The sequence below is a fragment of the Fulvivirga maritima genome, assembly GCF_021389955.1.
Lineage (GTDB): Bacteria > Bacteroidota > Bacteroidia > Cytophagales > Cyclobacteriaceae > Fulvivirga > Fulvivirga maritima.
This window is the reverse complement of record NZ_CP089980.1, coordinates 3267536-3282241: the sequence shown is the minus strand read 5'-3', so window position 1 is coordinate 3282241 and position 14706 is coordinate 3267536. Positions and strand designations below refer to the sequence as shown.

Genomic DNA, 14706 nt, shown 5'->3' with positions numbered 1-14706 from the left:
AGCTACGCTCATCTAAAACGTACTTTTTGGCTATATTAAAATAGAAATTATCCTCTGTTCTATTTTTTAAACTTCACTTTATACAGATCTTCTCTTCGATCTAACAGATTACGCACACTACCATGCATATGAAGATGCTTAAGGTCATTAAGATCCACATCGGCTATAATGGTATTTTCTGTGTTAGGTGTACCTTCTGAAACAATAGCATTATGCGGAAAAGCAAAGTCAGAAGGAGAAAATACCGCTGATTGACCATATTGAATATCCATATTCACCACCTTAGGCAGGTTACCCACACTACCGGAGATCACCACATAGCACTCATTTTCTATAGCTCTGGCCATAGAACATACGCGTACTCTGTTATAACCATTATGCATGTCAGTAGCAAAAGGCACGAACAGGATTTCCATTCCCTGATCAGCCAATATCCTGCCTAGCTCCGGAAATTCAGAGTCATAACATATTAAAATGCCTATTTTGGCCGTATCGGTTTCAAACACCTGCACTTTATCTCCGCCGATCATTCCCCAGTCATTACGCTCAGCAGGCGTAACATGGATTTTGTACTGTGCCTCATAACTACCATCTCTGCGACAGAGATAAGCTACATTATACAGTTTCTCATCTTCATATACCGGCATACTACCCGCTATGATGTTAATATTATAAGAAACGGCATATTCTACCATTTTGTCTCTTATCTCATTAGAGTACTGAGCCAGCTTACGAATGGCTTTGGCGGCATTATCTTCATTAAACTCAGCCATTAACGGAGCATTAAATAGCTCTGGAAAAACCAGAAAATCCGCCTGATAGCCACTCACTGCATCTACAAAGAACTCCACATTTTCAAAAAATGAATCAATAGAGCGGGCGGCTCTTAGTTGCCACTGCACCACGCCAATGCGAGCAAAGTTCTTTTGATTACCAAAAACGGTCTCGTCTTCATTATAGTAAATGTTGTTCCACTCAATCAGCACCGCATAAGATCCTGAGGCCTTATCATAAGGTATATAGTTCTTAAGAATCTTCCTTACGTGAAACTCATTACTCATTTGAAAGTAAAGCACAGGGTCATAAATCTCCTTATGCCTTACTTTCTGAATGTATTCTTTTGGGGTATACTGATCTTTGTACTTATGGTAATTAGGTATGCGACCACCCGCCACAATAGATCTAAGATTAAGACTTTCGCACAGTTCTTTACGCATATCATAAAGCCTACGCCCCAGCCTCATCCCTCTATAATCAGGGTCTACACACACATCTATACCATAGAGCACATCTCCATCAGCGGTGTGAGTACCAAAGTTAGAATCATCAATAATCTGTTCATAACTATGGCTATCACCATATTTCTTATAATCCACTATGATAGAGAGCGCAAAAGCTACTACCTCGCCCCGATCTTCTACACACAACTGCCCTTCCGGAAAAATCCTGATCAGCTTTTTGATCTGTGATTTCAACCAAACATCTCCCTTCATCATGGGATAGCACTTCTGCATTATCGCCACAATACGATCATAGTCATCCAGCACAAGGGTACGGGTGACTAATAAATGGGGTGAATTTTCTTCCTGCTTCTCTGTCATTTGATTATTATGTTTTACCAACCCAGCACGTAGCCAAATATCAACGGAGCTACAATAGTAGCATCAGACTCCACAATAAATTTAGGAGTATCGATATCCAGTTTACCCCAGGTTATTTTTTCATTAGGCACAGCACCACTATATGATCCATAACTGGTAGTAGAATCAGAAATCTGGCAGAAGTAACTCCAGAAAGGAGTGTCTGTTCTTTCCATATCCTGATATAACATAGGCACTACACAAATAGGGAAATCACCTGCTATACCTCCACCTATCTGGAAGAAACCGATGCCTTTATCTTCAGCTTGCTGCGTATACCAGTCTGCTAACCAAACCATATATTCAATACCTGACTTCATAGTAGAGGGTTTCAACTCGCCTTTAAGGCAATAAGAGGCGAATATATTACCCAGGGTAGAATCTTCCCAACCAGGCACCACCATAGGTAGGTTTTTCTTGGCTGCTTCTATCATCCAGCTATTTTTTGGATCAATTTCATAATATTGCTCCAATACCCCAGAGTTAATTAGTTTGAATAAAAACTCATGCGGAAAATATCTTTCTCCCTTCTCCTCAGCATCTTTCCAGATTTCGAAAATATGCTTTTGAATTCTTCTGAAAGCTTCCTCTTCAGGAATACAAGTGTCAGTAACTCTATTAAGTCCTTTTTCGAGAAGATCCCACTCTTCTTTAGGAGTAAGGTCTCTGTAGTGAGGCACTCTTTCATAATGAGAATGAGCTACCAAATTCATCACATCCTCCTCCAGGTTAGCTCCTGTGCAAGAAATAATGTGCAGTTTATCCTGACGAATCATCTCAGCCAATGACTTGCCAAGCTCACCTGTACTCATAGCCCCAGCTAATGATACCAGCATCTTTTTATCTTCTTCTAAATGCTTTTTATATCCTTTAGCTGCATCTACCAAAGCGGCAGCATTGAAATGTAAATAGTGTTTTTCAATAAATTCGGTAATGGGTTTCTGGGCCATCTTAGTTATTCTTTTTTATAATTAAATTATTAATGAGAAGGTAAAAATACTTCAGCCATCATACACCTGGCACTGCCTCCTCCGAGTGCCTCTATAGTATCTAAAGAACTATGTATGATAGGACAATGTTTTTCTATAGCATCAATTTGTGATGCTTCTAATGATTGATAAGCGGCGGCTGACATCACCAGGTATTTATCTCCGGTAGCCGAGCTTACCTGCAGCATATTACCTGCAAAATGGTGCTCCTGATCTTCGCTTATTTCTATTATTTCTTTGCCGGTTTTATTGAGAGCTTCTTCTACCTCCTGGCGTTGTGTAGCATCATCAATAGTATCCAGACAGATTACTGCGAAGGTCTCGGCTATGCACATCATCACATTAGTATGGTAGATGGGCAACCTTTTTCCTTCTACTGTTTGAAAAGCCGTGAATTTTACTGGCTTAAAGCCGAATTTTCGGCAAAACTCTCCTAGTATTTCTTCATTAGTACGCTCAGAAATAGCCGCATATACTATTTTATTAGGTCTATCGAGAATCATACTGCCTGTTCCTTCCAGGTATTTCTCTTCTTTTTCATGGAAAGAGAAATCCTCTATTTCAGAAATACTCAGCTGATATTCGTTATCCAGAATAGCCAAAATATCATCTCTTCTCTCCTGCCTTCTGTTAGGGGCAAACATGGGGTATAGCGCTACCCTGCCATCGTCATGAAAAGAGATCCAGTTATTAGGGAAAATAGAATCTGGGGTATCAGGATCCAGAGTATCGTTTATAACTATAACGTTTACTCCTTTTTCCCTCAGTTTACTCACAAAAGTATCAAACTCAGACAGCGCCTGCTCTTGCACCTCTTCAGGAGCAATTTTATCCAGCACTTTCTGATAGTAGTTATTTACGGCCGTTTGTTCATTATACCTGAACTTCACGGGCCTTATCATCATAATAGTATGCGTTGTTTGCCTAGACATTTTTTATTTTTTAACTCTCTTGATTGGTAATGTGGAGCAGCGTAAAAGCCCTTCCATTTTGGCTGTTTCTGAATATGGTATTCTCTCTACGGTAAAGCCCTGCTCTTCCAGCCAGGTGTTAAGTCTGGTGAAGTTCTGCTCTGAAACTATTACCTTCTCACTGATAGAAAACACATTTGAGTTCATATGATACATTTCATCTTTAGTAATCTCGAATATATTTTCTTTACCGAAGAAATTAACCAAAAACTCATAATCCTCCACATTTTTAAAGCCTCCTTTATAAACAATGGCCTTATCAGTACCTATGGGCTGAAAACAGCAGTCTAGGTGTAGTGCGTTTTCTTTAGGATCTATATCTGACTTTTTTAACTCAAAAGCCATTACTTTTTTATTAGGAAAGCTGGATTTAAGAAATTCCACGCCTTCTTCATTAGTTCTGGATACCACATATTTCTTAAAATCCTCCTCTTTAGAGTATCCTACAAAAATATGATCATGCCAAGGCATAACATCTCCCCCTTCTACTCGACCTCCTTCTGGCACTTCCAGCTTGTTTGCTTCCGGAATTTGATCAAGTATATATTGAATTCCTATAATTTCATCTTTACGATCTTTTAAGATACGCGGCCGCACAAATTTATCTTCTATAACAAAGCCAATATCTCTTGAAAAAATCTGATTACAGTCTTCCAGCACTTCGGGTCTGTACACCTCCACATTATGCTTTTTCAATACTGCAGCAAAAGCTTCTATCTCTTTATGTACCACCTCCTCAGTAGGATAAGTACCATTTTTGATATGCTCTATAGATTTTGGATCATACGCCTCTTCCACCGTAGGCTCCCCCCCTAACTGCTGAGCCGTTCCCAGTATAACTGCCTTTAGCTCAGAAGTCTCATCATTAACATAAATATCTATCATATAGTATCGTCATCATGTATTTTTTAAAGCCTCAAATTTAATTATATGGCTTGTGATTGCATAATTTTAATTCTCTTAAAAAATTGGTAGCCCATATACTTGGTATTATCAAAGAATCTTACCAAAATTTGCAACATTATAACCCTTGAATGCATTAATGTAACAGTGTGAAAAAGTATATCGATCTAATAGAGCAAACGTTCGAATTCCCGCAGGAGGAATTCAAAGTTGAAAACAACAAACTATTTTTTAATGGTGTACCCCTGATGGACATTATTGAAAAATACGGTACACCTTTAAAACTTACTTATCTGCCTAAGATTAGTGAAAATATTAAATATGCTAAACAGATATTTAATAACGCTATTAAAAAGTATAATTACGAGGCAGACTATACGTATTGTTATTGTACGAAATCATCGCATTTCAACTTTATACTTGAAGAGGCATTAAAAAATGATATTCATATAGAAACGTCTTCTTCTTTTGACATTCCTATAGTGAGAAAGCTGTATGAAAAAGGAAAGATTAAGAAGAGCACGAATATTGTGTGTAATGGTTTTAAAAGGCCTCTTTACAAACAGTATATCAGTGAGCTGTTAAATGATGGCTTTGAAAACTGCATACCTGTGCTTGACAACCTCAATGAGCTACAGCACTACGAAGAAAATGTGGAAGGCAGCTATAATGTAGGAATACGCATAGCGGCAGACGAGGAGCCTAAGTTTGAGTTCTATACTTCTCGTTTAGGAATCAGATACGGAGATATTAATACGCTTTACCGTGATCAGATAAAGCCCAGCAAAAAGGCTAAACTTAAGCTTTTGCATTTCTTCATAAACACAGGCATAAAAGATACGGCATACTACTGGAGTGAACTTAGCCGCTTTATCTTTAAATACTGCGAGCTTAAAAAAAGAATGCCCTGAGCTGGACACCATAGATATTGGTGGTGGTTTCCCTATTAAAACCTCTCTTCATTTTGAGTACGATTATAAGTATATTGTAGAGCAAATCATTGAAAATATTAAATGGATTTGTGGTAAAAACAATGTGCCGGTACCTAACATCTTCACTGAGTTTGGCAGTTTTACTGTAGGCGAAAGCGGAGCGGTACTTTACTCTATCATGGATCAGAAGCTACAAAACGACAAGGAGCTATGGTACATGATTGATGGATCTTTCATCACTCATCTGCCTGATGCATGGGGACTGAACCAGAAGTACATATTACTACCGATCAATAAATGGGATGAGCCACACCATAAGGTAAACTTAGGTGGCCTTACTTGTGATAGTATGGACTATTACAACTCAGAAGCTCATTCTGGAGATGTGTTTATGCCTATGTCTGATCCTAAAAGCAGTGAAAAACTCTATATCGGATTTTTCCATACCGGAGCTTATCAGGAGTCTTTAGGCGGATATGGAGGTATACAGCACTGCCTGATACCTGCACCTAAGCACGTATTGGTAGATAAGAATAAAAAAGGCGAAATAGAAACGCGACTCTTCAATGAAGAGCAAGAAAGCGATGCTATGCTTAAAATATTAGGATACTAAGAAACAGAAAAGCCGGTAATAAATAAATTACCGGCTTTTATTTTATCCAAATATTATTTCTAAAGCATCTGCCAGATTCAGGGCTTTGAAGTCAGCCATACGGCTATCATCATTATCTACCTGAATAGTTTTAATGCCCAGCTTTTTGGCCGGCACCAGATCCCTCTCCTTATCTCCTACCATCCAGGAGTGATTAGTATCTATATTAAACTTAGCAATTGCTTTCTCAAACATGAGCGTGCCCGGCTTGCGGGTAAGACTCTCTGTTACTGTGGGGTGCCAGGGTGCATAATATATATGATCAATCATAAAATCAAACTCCTGCTGCATGAGCTGATGGCACTCATGCATCTGCTCACGGGTATAAATACCTTTGGCTATACCAGACTGATTGGTTATAATAACCAACAGATAACCAGCCTTCTTTAATGATACCAAAGCATCTTTCACCCCTGGTAATACTTCAAACTTTTCAGGAGTATATACATAATCAACATAATCTTTGTTAATCACTCCGTCACGATCCAAAAAGACACACTTATTCAAAACCTTGTTTTTTTAGTTAATGGATTGCAAAAGTCTGATATAAATGAAGAAAATCAAATTGTATTGATTTGGTTTCGACGAACTTTGCTATTTTTAGCGTCTTTTATGGACCCCGAACAAATTGTGCAGTGACTGACAGCTTAGTAATTATACCTACTTACAATGAAAAAGAGAACATCGAACTGATTATCGATGCTGTCTTTAAGTTGAGTCACCCTTTTGATGTACTCATAGTGGATGACGGATCTCCTGACGGCACCGGAGCCATAGTAAAAGAATTGCAAAAGCAAGATCATAATGGTCGTACGCTGCATCTCATAGAAAGAGAAGGCAAATTGGGGCTTGGCACCGCTTATATCACAGGCTTTAAATTCGCGATAGAGAAAAAATATGATTTCATTTTTGAAATGGATGCTGACTTTTCTCACAACCCTAAAGACCTGCTTAATTTACATGAAGCTTGTTCGGTTGGAAATTATGACATGGCCATTGGTTCGCGATACATTACAGGTGTAAATGTGGTAAACTGGCCTATGGGCAGAGTTATGATGAGTTACTTTGCCAGCATGTATGTACGCTTCATTACTGGCATGCCTATTAATGATACCACCGCAGGTTTTGTTTGTTTTAGAAGAAAGGTGCTTGAAACTATAGAGCTTGATAAAATCAAATTTATAGGTTATGCCTTCCAGATAGAAATGAAATTTACTGCCATGAAGTATGGCTTTAAAATAGATGAGGTACCAATAATATTTACCGACCGCACCAGAGGAAAATCAAAAATGTCTGGTTCTATCTTTAAAGAGGCTTTTTTTGGAGTAATACAACTCAAGATCAACAGTTGGTTTAAGAAATATCAACCACCAGCCTGATTTAACCGCAATAACACTTCTTCTTTATAGCTACGGCTAATGGGTAACTCTCGGCCTTTCACCTCTATAATCTCATGAGTATAGGCCTCTATTTTATTTTTAGCCACTATAAAAGAACGGTGAATTCTAATAAAATCTCCCGCAGGTAAAATATTTTCCATAGCACTAATATTTTCTCTACTCACTACGGTTTCTGCCACGGTCTGAATCTTCACATAATCGCTATAGCTTTCTATAAAAAGGATGTCAGCATAATTTATACGCACCATTTTACGATCAGCACGAACAAAGAAATGATCCCTCTCTTCTTCCTTTATAGCAGAAACACGCTCATCATTTTTAGTCTCCACCTTATAATAGCGGGACACCGCTTGTAGCAATCGCTCAAAAGAAATGGGCTTAAGTAAATAATCCACCGCCTCCAGATCAAATCCATCCACAGCATATTCACGATAGGCAGTAGTAAAAATAACCTTCACCTCCTTACTCAGAGACTTCATGAATGACAGCCCCGTGATGTCAGGCATATTAATATCAAGAAAAATAAGATCAATATGCGTTTGGTGTAACTGCTCAAAAGCTTCCATAGCAGAAGAACACTCAGCCACTATTTTCACATTGCTCAGCTTCTGTAAATGCGTGCGCATAATCTCCCTGGCTATAGGTTCGTCATCTACTATTAAACAATTCATTTCTACGATAATTTTGCTACAGGTCTATTAACATCTAATTTACCAATGGCCAAATTTACTTCAAACCTATTCATAGATTGAACAATCTTGAGGTCATGGTTTTGAGGGTAAATTAATTCCAGCCTCCGTTTGATATTCATGATACCAATGCCTCCTTTATGATTTTGAGTTCTGGTTTTACTACTATTTTTAATATTAAAAAGAAGGCCCTCTTCATTAGTTTCTATTTCAATATTGATCTCTAGCTTTCCTTCCAGGTGACTACCATGCTTAAAGCTGTTTTCCACAAAAGGAATCAATAGCAAAGGTGCCATTACAAATGAATGATCAGCAGCCTCAGCTTTTATTTCTACCTTTATTCCATCACCCGTACGCAGCCTTTCCAGCTCCACATAATCTATCAGATGCTCCAATTCTTTGCCCAGTGTCACATGTGGTTGATTCACTCTGTACAGTATATAATCTAGCAGATTTGAGAGCCTAAGTATAGTATCAGGAGACTGGTCATCCTTCCTCAAGGCCATTCCATATAATGTATTGAGCATATTAAACAGAAAGTGAGGATGCACCTGACTCTTCAAATACTGCAGTTCTTGTGTTTTTAGCTTTAAATCAGCCTCCAGCATGAGCTTTTGTAGTTCGCCATTACGGCCCTGTACCTGATAAGCATGATGCAACTGACGTAGCGCCGTAGCCAGGAAGAGGACAATAAATACTCCCACAAAAATAAACAGGTAGTTACGGCTCAGAGGAGACATATTATCATAATAATAATCTGCCAAAAAAATAAACGCCAGAAATATAGAAACCATCACCAAATAAGTAGTGATAATAAAAGTATATACTGCGTAAAGGGTAAATTTTAAATACCTCCCCGCCAGCAAAAAACGAGGTATAAGATGATAATTAATGTAATAGGCTGATAAAATGGTGACCGGCATCAAAAAACTAACAAAACCCAGCACATAATACAGGTCAGATGAGTTGTAACCGAAATAATACACATAGAAAAGAAAGACCAATGCCCAGAATATACAGTGGATTATGATGGTTAGTATTGTCTTTTTTATACTTATAGTGGACATAATAGCAAGCAAGTTGCTCTAAATAAAGCTATTTTTAAAAATTCATCGATGAATTACCAATTTAACTATCGTTTCTTCTAATTATGACATCTGTTTCACTTTTAAGCTCAGAAAACTGTCATTTCCATTGATAAAGCAGTGATCCATCGTAATAGAAATTTTCAAGCCATGAATAATATTATAATTGAATCATGTTTCACTAAATAATCTTTAACATGATACTTGCAAACTTTATAATTGAAGGAGGAGTCAACTTTACCATTCCACTAACCCTAATGGGCTTAGCTATGGCAGCTTTCATAATTAGAGGAGTAATGCTACTAATGAATGATTCAGAGCTGCCTTCCATCACTAAAAACAATGAAATAGTTAAGCAACTAGCCACTCTCTCTTTGGTCTGGGGCATTTTAGGTCAACTCACAGGACTTTTTCAAGCCTTCGATGCTATTTCAAAAATGGAAAATGTATCTAGTGCAGTGCTGGCCGGAGGATTAAAAGTATCCCTGATTTGCACGCTATATGGTGTTGCAATATTCGTGATTGGTAGATTGGCTTTACTCGCATTAACGCTCCTCAATAAAAAGAAATAATCAATTTATAAGCGGAGGTCTGAGCTTCCGCTTATACTTCATTAATCGTACTTAATACTCTTGATAGGGTTAATTCTGGCGATTACCGTTGTAGGAATGATAATTATTAAACTCACCACCACGAAAGTTAATAGGTTAAGCGAAATGATTACTTCCCAGCTCCAGCCAATAGGCACATAACTCATGTAATAGTCATGCGGATTAAGAGGGATCAGTTGGAAGTAGTACTGAATGGCGCCCAGGCCGATACCTAATAAATTACCCAGCAACAGGCCTTTCATAATGAGCTGCATACCGTTAAATGAAAAGACCTGACGAATAAGACCATTATTAGCCCCAAAAGCCTTTAAAAGACCAATCATTTGAGTCCGCTCCATGATGAGTATGAGTATAATAGAAATCATATTTACACACACCACAAACAAAATAATAGCTAAAAATATATTTACCTGCCTACTGATCAAATGTAGCCAATCAAACACTTGGAGGTATTTGTCGCTCACTTTTTCTACAAACAGGTCATAGTCAACTATATCTTCCAGCTTAGCCTCATTTTCATCTATCTTGCTTTCATTTTTCACAAAGACTTCCATACCTCCGGCCACGCTATCAGCCCAGTTATTGAGTTTTTGGATCAGGCTTATATCTCCTATTACAAATTTATCATCGAAGTATTCCGAAAGGTTAGTCTCATAAATACCGACAATTTTAAGCTTTCGTACCCGTGGTGGATTTTGGAAGAAATGGATTACAACATCATCACCCACCTTTAATTTAAGCTTATTAGAAATAATTCGGCTAATGAGCACCTCTTTAGAGTATCCAGAAGAATCAAACTCTACAAACCTGCCTTCTACCAGATTAGGCTTAAAACGTTGCTGGTCAAAACTGGTACCGACCCCTTTAAAAATAATACCGAGCACTTCATCGTTAGTTTTAATAAGGCCAGCCTTGTGACTATACTCCTGCACATGATCTATAAAATCATACTGCTTGTAGTTGTTATACAAGTCATTATTTATAGAAATAGGCGATTCTTCATAAGAATTACCCAATGTGTATTTAGTAACCAGAAAATGAGAGCTAAAGCTATATATCTTATCCGTTACCGTATCCTGAAAGCCTTTCAAGATAAGGAAAGAGATAATCATTACCGCCAGCCCTACGCCGATGCTGCCGACTGCAATTTTGTGAATAGTGGAAGAAAAACTATCCTTGCCACTGGCGGCGATTCTTTTAGATATAAAATAAGAGAGGTTCAAGAATATGATTAATTTTAACCCGCAGTTTACCGCAAATTAAAGAATAACTAATGAACAGGCTCATTTTATTGCTATCATTTTTTATGGTTTTGTGCTCTTGTGGCTTTTCACAGCCCCAAAGTACTCAGCCAATTACGCCTGGTGCTTACAACCTACCGGCCTACCTCCCACTTTTAAAAGGGAAAAAAGTAGCATTGGTAGTTAATCAAACCTCAGAAATAGGAGGCACTCACTTAGTAGATACGCTTCTAAGCCTGGGCATAGATGTGAAAAAAGTATTTGCTCCTGAGCACGGCTTCAGGGGGCAGGCTGCAGATGGTGAATTAGTAAAAGATGGCATGGATACCAAAACCAATACGCCTATCACATCTCTTTATGGAAGCCATCGCAAGCCCACTAATGAGGACTTAAAAGGCCTTGATATCATTATTTTTGACATTCAGGATGTAGGCACTCGCTTTTACACCTACATAAGCACTATGCACTATGTTATGGATGCTTGTGCCGCTAATCAGGTAGACTTTATGGTGCTGGACCGCCCCAACCCCAATGGCATGTACATTGATGGCCCTGTACGGACAGAAAAGTTCAAATCATTTATAGCCATGGATCCAATTCCTGTTTTACACGGCCTTACTGTAGGCGAACTGGCTATGATGATCAATGGTGAGCAGTGGCTGGAAAGCGGAATGAAATGCAACTTACGGGTGATTCCTGTAAAAAATTATACGCATGCTGATAACAATTCTTTGCCTGTGAAACCGTCCCCCAACTTACCTAATGATTTAGCAATAGAGCTCTATCCTTCACTTTGCTTTTTTGAAGGCACCGTAGTGAGTGTTGGCCGCGGTACTTATGAGCCTTTTTTACAAATAGGCCACCCGGAGTTTAAAGATATGCCTGATCAATTTACACCTAAAAGCATCAAGGGCATGTCTAACGAACCTCCACACGAAGGAGCAACCTGTTATGGCATTAATTTTACCAATAAGAAGGACATAGAGGGAGGCCTCCACTTAAACTATTTAATCAATTTTTATAATAAATATAACCACAAAGACTTTTTTAAGCCCTATTTTAACACCTTGGCGGGCACAGATCAGCTACAGGCTCAGATTAAACAAGGGCTTTCTGAAAAAGAGATAAAGCAAACTTGGGAGGAAGAGCTCAAGAATTATAAAAAAATCAGAACTAAATACTTACTATACCCAGATAATGAATAATATTTTCTCCATGGCTTACATACATTGGAACCCTAGTAAAGAAATAATTGACCTCGGTTTTTATGCTTTGCGCTGGTACTCGCTATGCTTTGCACTAGGCTTTGTACTTAGCTTTTACCTACTCAAAAAGCAGTTTAAAACCGCAGGCCTAGATGAAACTTATTTAGAAAAGCTCACCATGTACCTGGTGCTAGCCACGGTTATAGGTGCTCGGCTGGCTCACTGTATATTCTATGACTTTGATTATTACTCTCAGCATATCGCGGAAATTTTCCTTCCTGTGAAGTTTGATCCTTTCCGCTTTGTTGGTTTTCAGGGGTTAGCGAGTCACGGAGGTATTCTTGGTGTATTTATAGCTACCGTTCTATTTTGTCGCAAGTATAAAGTGAAACCTCTCTGGTTACTAGACAGACTTAGTGTGGTAGGCGCTTTGGCCGGCTGCTGCATAAGAATGGGTAATCTTATGAACTCAGAAATAATTGGTAAACCTACTGACGTGGCCTGGGCATTTATATTTGAGCAAGTGGATAACGTGCCTCGCCACCCCGGACAGCTCTATGAAGCACTAGCCTATTTTAGCATTTTTGTTATACTGAGCATTGTACTTAAAAAATCAAATAGACATAACGGCTTTATATTTGGCCTTTTCTTTACACTACTTTTCATAGCACGCTTCTTGATAGAATTTGTAAAAGCAGATCAGTCAGCCTTTGAAGCCGGCATGATGTTTAACATGGGGCAGCTGCTCAGCATCCCGTTCATCATATTCGGACTAGTAATGATGTACTTGAAAAAAGACGCTAGAAACCCAGATGAAAATGCAGCGAAACTAGAAACTAAATAATGACAAAAAGCTCCTGATTTTCAGGAGCTTTTTGTTTTCTATGATAGATAAATATTGACATTGTTGAGATTTGAGCTTCAAATAGCTCATCAAAATACTTTGACTAAAAATCTACACTTAAAATATTTACTCCCTTGAGAACCTGTGAGTCCATTAACAACTCATTTTTGAGATAGCACTCACAAAGAATACCATCCTCACTCACTCTATACTCAAAGGTATAATCCGTATTAGTTTTACTTTCAGCTTGATAAGCCTTGCAATCATTATATAACTCATTAATGGTTTTAGGAGCTGGAGCAAAGTATATATGACTTCCTACAAACCCCTTATACTCTTCCCAACAGTTATAAAAATTTCTTTCATAAATTGGAGTTTAATGTTCTTCTAAATGATTCTTTAAAAGTTTCTTAGCTTTTGCCCTATCCGATTTTCTTAATTTCTCTATACCCTTTAAATAATCACAGTTCTCTTTTGAAGGGAAACATTTTATGTCATACCCGACACCATACATACTATAGCTATAGTGCTTTCTTTCAACTATGACATTATCAATGACTTTAATAAAAGTGTAGCTTTCTGAATTACTATCAAGCAGATCAGCTCCTCTAACAACATAGCTATAACTATAATTATTCTGAAGCATAATATTTTGCCATATTTTATAACTGGAATCCAGGCTTAGTGTGTTTGCCACTGCCTCCTTCTGAATTTCAATTAAACTATCTTGAAGATCGACAAACCATTCACAAGGTCTTTGAGAAAACCCATTGAAAGCATGAATAAAAGTGAAAGCAATTAATAAGATTTTCTTCATTAGATTAGTAAGAGTAATAAAATAAAATCACTTTTCAGATTAACCTATTTATCATTAAACCAAAATTGATAAGCCTATATCTAATTGCCGTTTTCCATCCACTATCACTCCATCAAATCCTCATTAATAAAATTATATCCATGGTCGATTACTTTTTGCAAGTACTCATCAAAACTTGAGGCTATGACTTTAAATTCATCAGGATCATGCAAAAACCTGACTACCTGGCCTTTTTCTCCAGTTCCAGAAGGGCTAAAATCGATAAACAACTGAGAGGTTCCTCCATTATTCATGCAGTCAGAAAAATGAAGCCACTTAATGTCTTTTGTGTTATTTGTTATCTTATCATCAATCTCCACCTCCTCATATTCTCTTGCGATATAATCAGAATAATTTTCAGCAGCCATATGCTTATTTTCTATCATTTGCTGTGCCGATAGTAAGTAGTAAGGATACTCGTAAAGGTCAGAACCCAAAAAGAAAAACGTTATCTCTACATCTCCATATTTTCTCCAATAGGTACCATCCACATATTTCAAAAGGTCAACTAATGCCTCAGGAACATCAGGATAAATTTGCTTCAACTGATCAATGGCTGCAGGGTCAGCTCCATGGATAGCATTCTCAAAGTACTCCCACTGTTCTCCGCCATTATTTTCTAAATATGCCTTCTTAAGACCTTCAATATATTTTTTGGCTATAGTATTCATGAAATTTTTAACTAGAG

The 14706-nt window shown here is 37.9% G+C and carries 14 protein-coding genes and 1 pseudogene; 5 read left to right on the top strand and 10 right to left on the bottom strand.

What is annotated here, in order from left to right:
• Nucleotides 1-59: 59 nt before the first annotated feature.
• The 4 genes from LVD15_RS14185 to LVD15_RS14170 are packed head-to-tail and all read right to left on the bottom strand — an operon-like array spanning nt 60 to nt 4485.
• Nucleotides 60-1601, bottom strand: a complete 1542-nt coding sequence (locus tag LVD15_RS14185) for a bifunctional GNAT family N-acetyltransferase/carbon-nitrogen hydrolase family protein (protein WP_233775885.1) — start codon at nt 1599-1601, stop codon at nt 60-62.
• Nucleotides 1602-1615: 14 nt separating this feature from the next.
• Entirely contained in the window at nt 1616-2590 is a 975-nt protein-coding gene (locus LVD15_RS14180; protein WP_233775884.1) for a deoxyhypusine synthase family protein, read from the bottom strand.
• A gap of 29 nt (nt 2591-2619) precedes the next feature.
• Nucleotides 2620-3561, bottom strand: a complete 942-nt coding sequence (gene ctlX / locus LVD15_RS14175) for a citrulline utilization hydrolase CtlX (protein WP_233775883.1) — start codon at nt 3559-3561, stop codon at nt 2620-2622.
• A gap of 3 nt (nt 3562-3564) precedes the next feature.
• Complete coding sequence (locus tag LVD15_RS14170; protein ID WP_233775882.1) at nt 3565-4485, bottom strand: dimethylarginine dimethylaminohydrolase family protein; 921 nt, start codon at nt 4483-4485, stop codon at nt 3565-3567.
• Nucleotides 4486-4652: 167 nt separating this feature from the next.
• Here LVD15_RS14170 and LVD15_RS14165 point away from each other — a divergent pair.
• Nucleotides 4653-6048 (top strand): annotated as a pseudogene (locus LVD15_RS14165) (type III PLP-dependent enzyme domain-containing protein).
• A gap of 42 nt (nt 6049-6090) precedes the next feature.
• On the opposite strand, the gene LVD15_RS14160 reads toward LVD15_RS14165, so the two are convergent.
• Complete coding sequence (locus LVD15_RS14160; protein WP_233775881.1) at nt 6091-6594, bottom strand: D-glycero-alpha-D-manno-heptose-1,7-bisphosphate 7-phosphatase; 504 nt, start codon at nt 6592-6594, stop codon at nt 6091-6093.
• Nucleotides 6595-6722: 128 nt separating this feature from the next.
• On the opposite strand from LVD15_RS14160, the gene LVD15_RS14155 reads away from it, so the two are divergent.
• A complete protein-coding gene (locus LVD15_RS14155) occupies nt 6723-7466 on the top strand; it encodes a polyprenol monophosphomannose synthase (RefSeq protein ID WP_233775880.1) in 744 nt (247 codons plus the stop codon).
• Here LVD15_RS14155 and LVD15_RS14150 read toward each other — a convergent pair.
• Nucleotides 7451-8158, bottom strand: coding sequence for a LytR/AlgR family response regulator transcription factor (locus LVD15_RS14150; RefSeq protein WP_233775879.1), 708 nt, complete (start codon nt 8156-8158; stop codon nt 7451-7453). The genes LVD15_RS14155 and LVD15_RS14150 overlap by 16 nt on opposite strands.
• Nucleotides 8159-8160: 2 nt before the next feature.
• Entirely contained in the window at nt 8161-9243 is a 1083-nt protein-coding gene (locus LVD15_RS14145) for a sensor histidine kinase (RefSeq protein ID WP_233775878.1), read from the bottom strand.
• 215 nt (nt 9244-9458) lie between these two features.
• Here LVD15_RS14145 and LVD15_RS14140 point away from each other — a divergent pair, with 215 nt between their 5' ends.
• Nucleotides 9459-9833, top strand: coding sequence for a MotA/TolQ/ExbB proton channel family protein (locus LVD15_RS14140; protein ID WP_233775877.1), 375 nt, complete (start codon nt 9459-9461; stop codon nt 9831-9833).
• Nucleotides 9834-9874: 41 nt separating this feature from the next.
• On the opposite strand, the gene LVD15_RS14135 is transcribed toward LVD15_RS14140, so the two are convergent.
• Nucleotides 9875-11095, bottom strand: a complete 1221-nt coding sequence (locus tag LVD15_RS14135) for an ABC transporter permease (RefSeq protein WP_233775876.1) — start codon at nt 11093-11095, stop codon at nt 9875-9877.
• Nucleotides 11096-11145: 50 nt separating this feature from the next.
• On the opposite strand from LVD15_RS14135, the gene LVD15_RS14130 reads away from it, so the two are divergent.
• Both LVD15_RS14130 and lgt read left to right on the top strand, forming a co-directional pair.
• Nucleotides 11146-12318 carry an exo-beta-N-acetylmuramidase NamZ family protein gene (locus LVD15_RS14130; RefSeq protein WP_233775875.1) on the top strand — a complete coding sequence of 391 codons (1173 nt, stop codon included), beginning with the start codon at nt 11146-11148 and terminating at the stop codon, nt 12316-12318.
• The gene (gene lgt, locus LVD15_RS14125; protein ID WP_233775874.1) at nt 12311-13162 is read left to right on the top strand and encodes a prolipoprotein diacylglyceryl transferase; all 852 of its coding nucleotides are present in this window, start codon (nt 12311-12313) and stop codon (nt 13160-13162) included. Before LVD15_RS14130 ends, lgt begins: the two co-directional genes overlap by 8 nt.
• A gap of 376 nt (nt 13163-13538) precedes the next feature.
• Here lgt and LVD15_RS14120 read toward each other — a convergent pair whose 3' ends face one another.
• Together LVD15_RS14120 and LVD15_RS14115 are read right to left on the bottom strand one after the other, a co-directional pair.
• Entirely contained in the window at nt 13539-13979 is a 441-nt protein-coding gene (locus tag LVD15_RS14120) for a hypothetical protein (protein WP_233775873.1), read from the bottom strand.
• Between the two features lie 104 nt (nt 13980-14083).
• Nucleotides 14084-14689 carry an SMI1/KNR4 family protein gene (locus tag LVD15_RS14115; protein WP_233775872.1) on the bottom strand — a complete coding sequence of 202 codons (606 nt, stop codon included), beginning with the start codon at nt 14687-14689 and terminating at the stop codon, nt 14084-14086.
• Nucleotides 14690-14706: the final 17 nt, after the last annotated feature.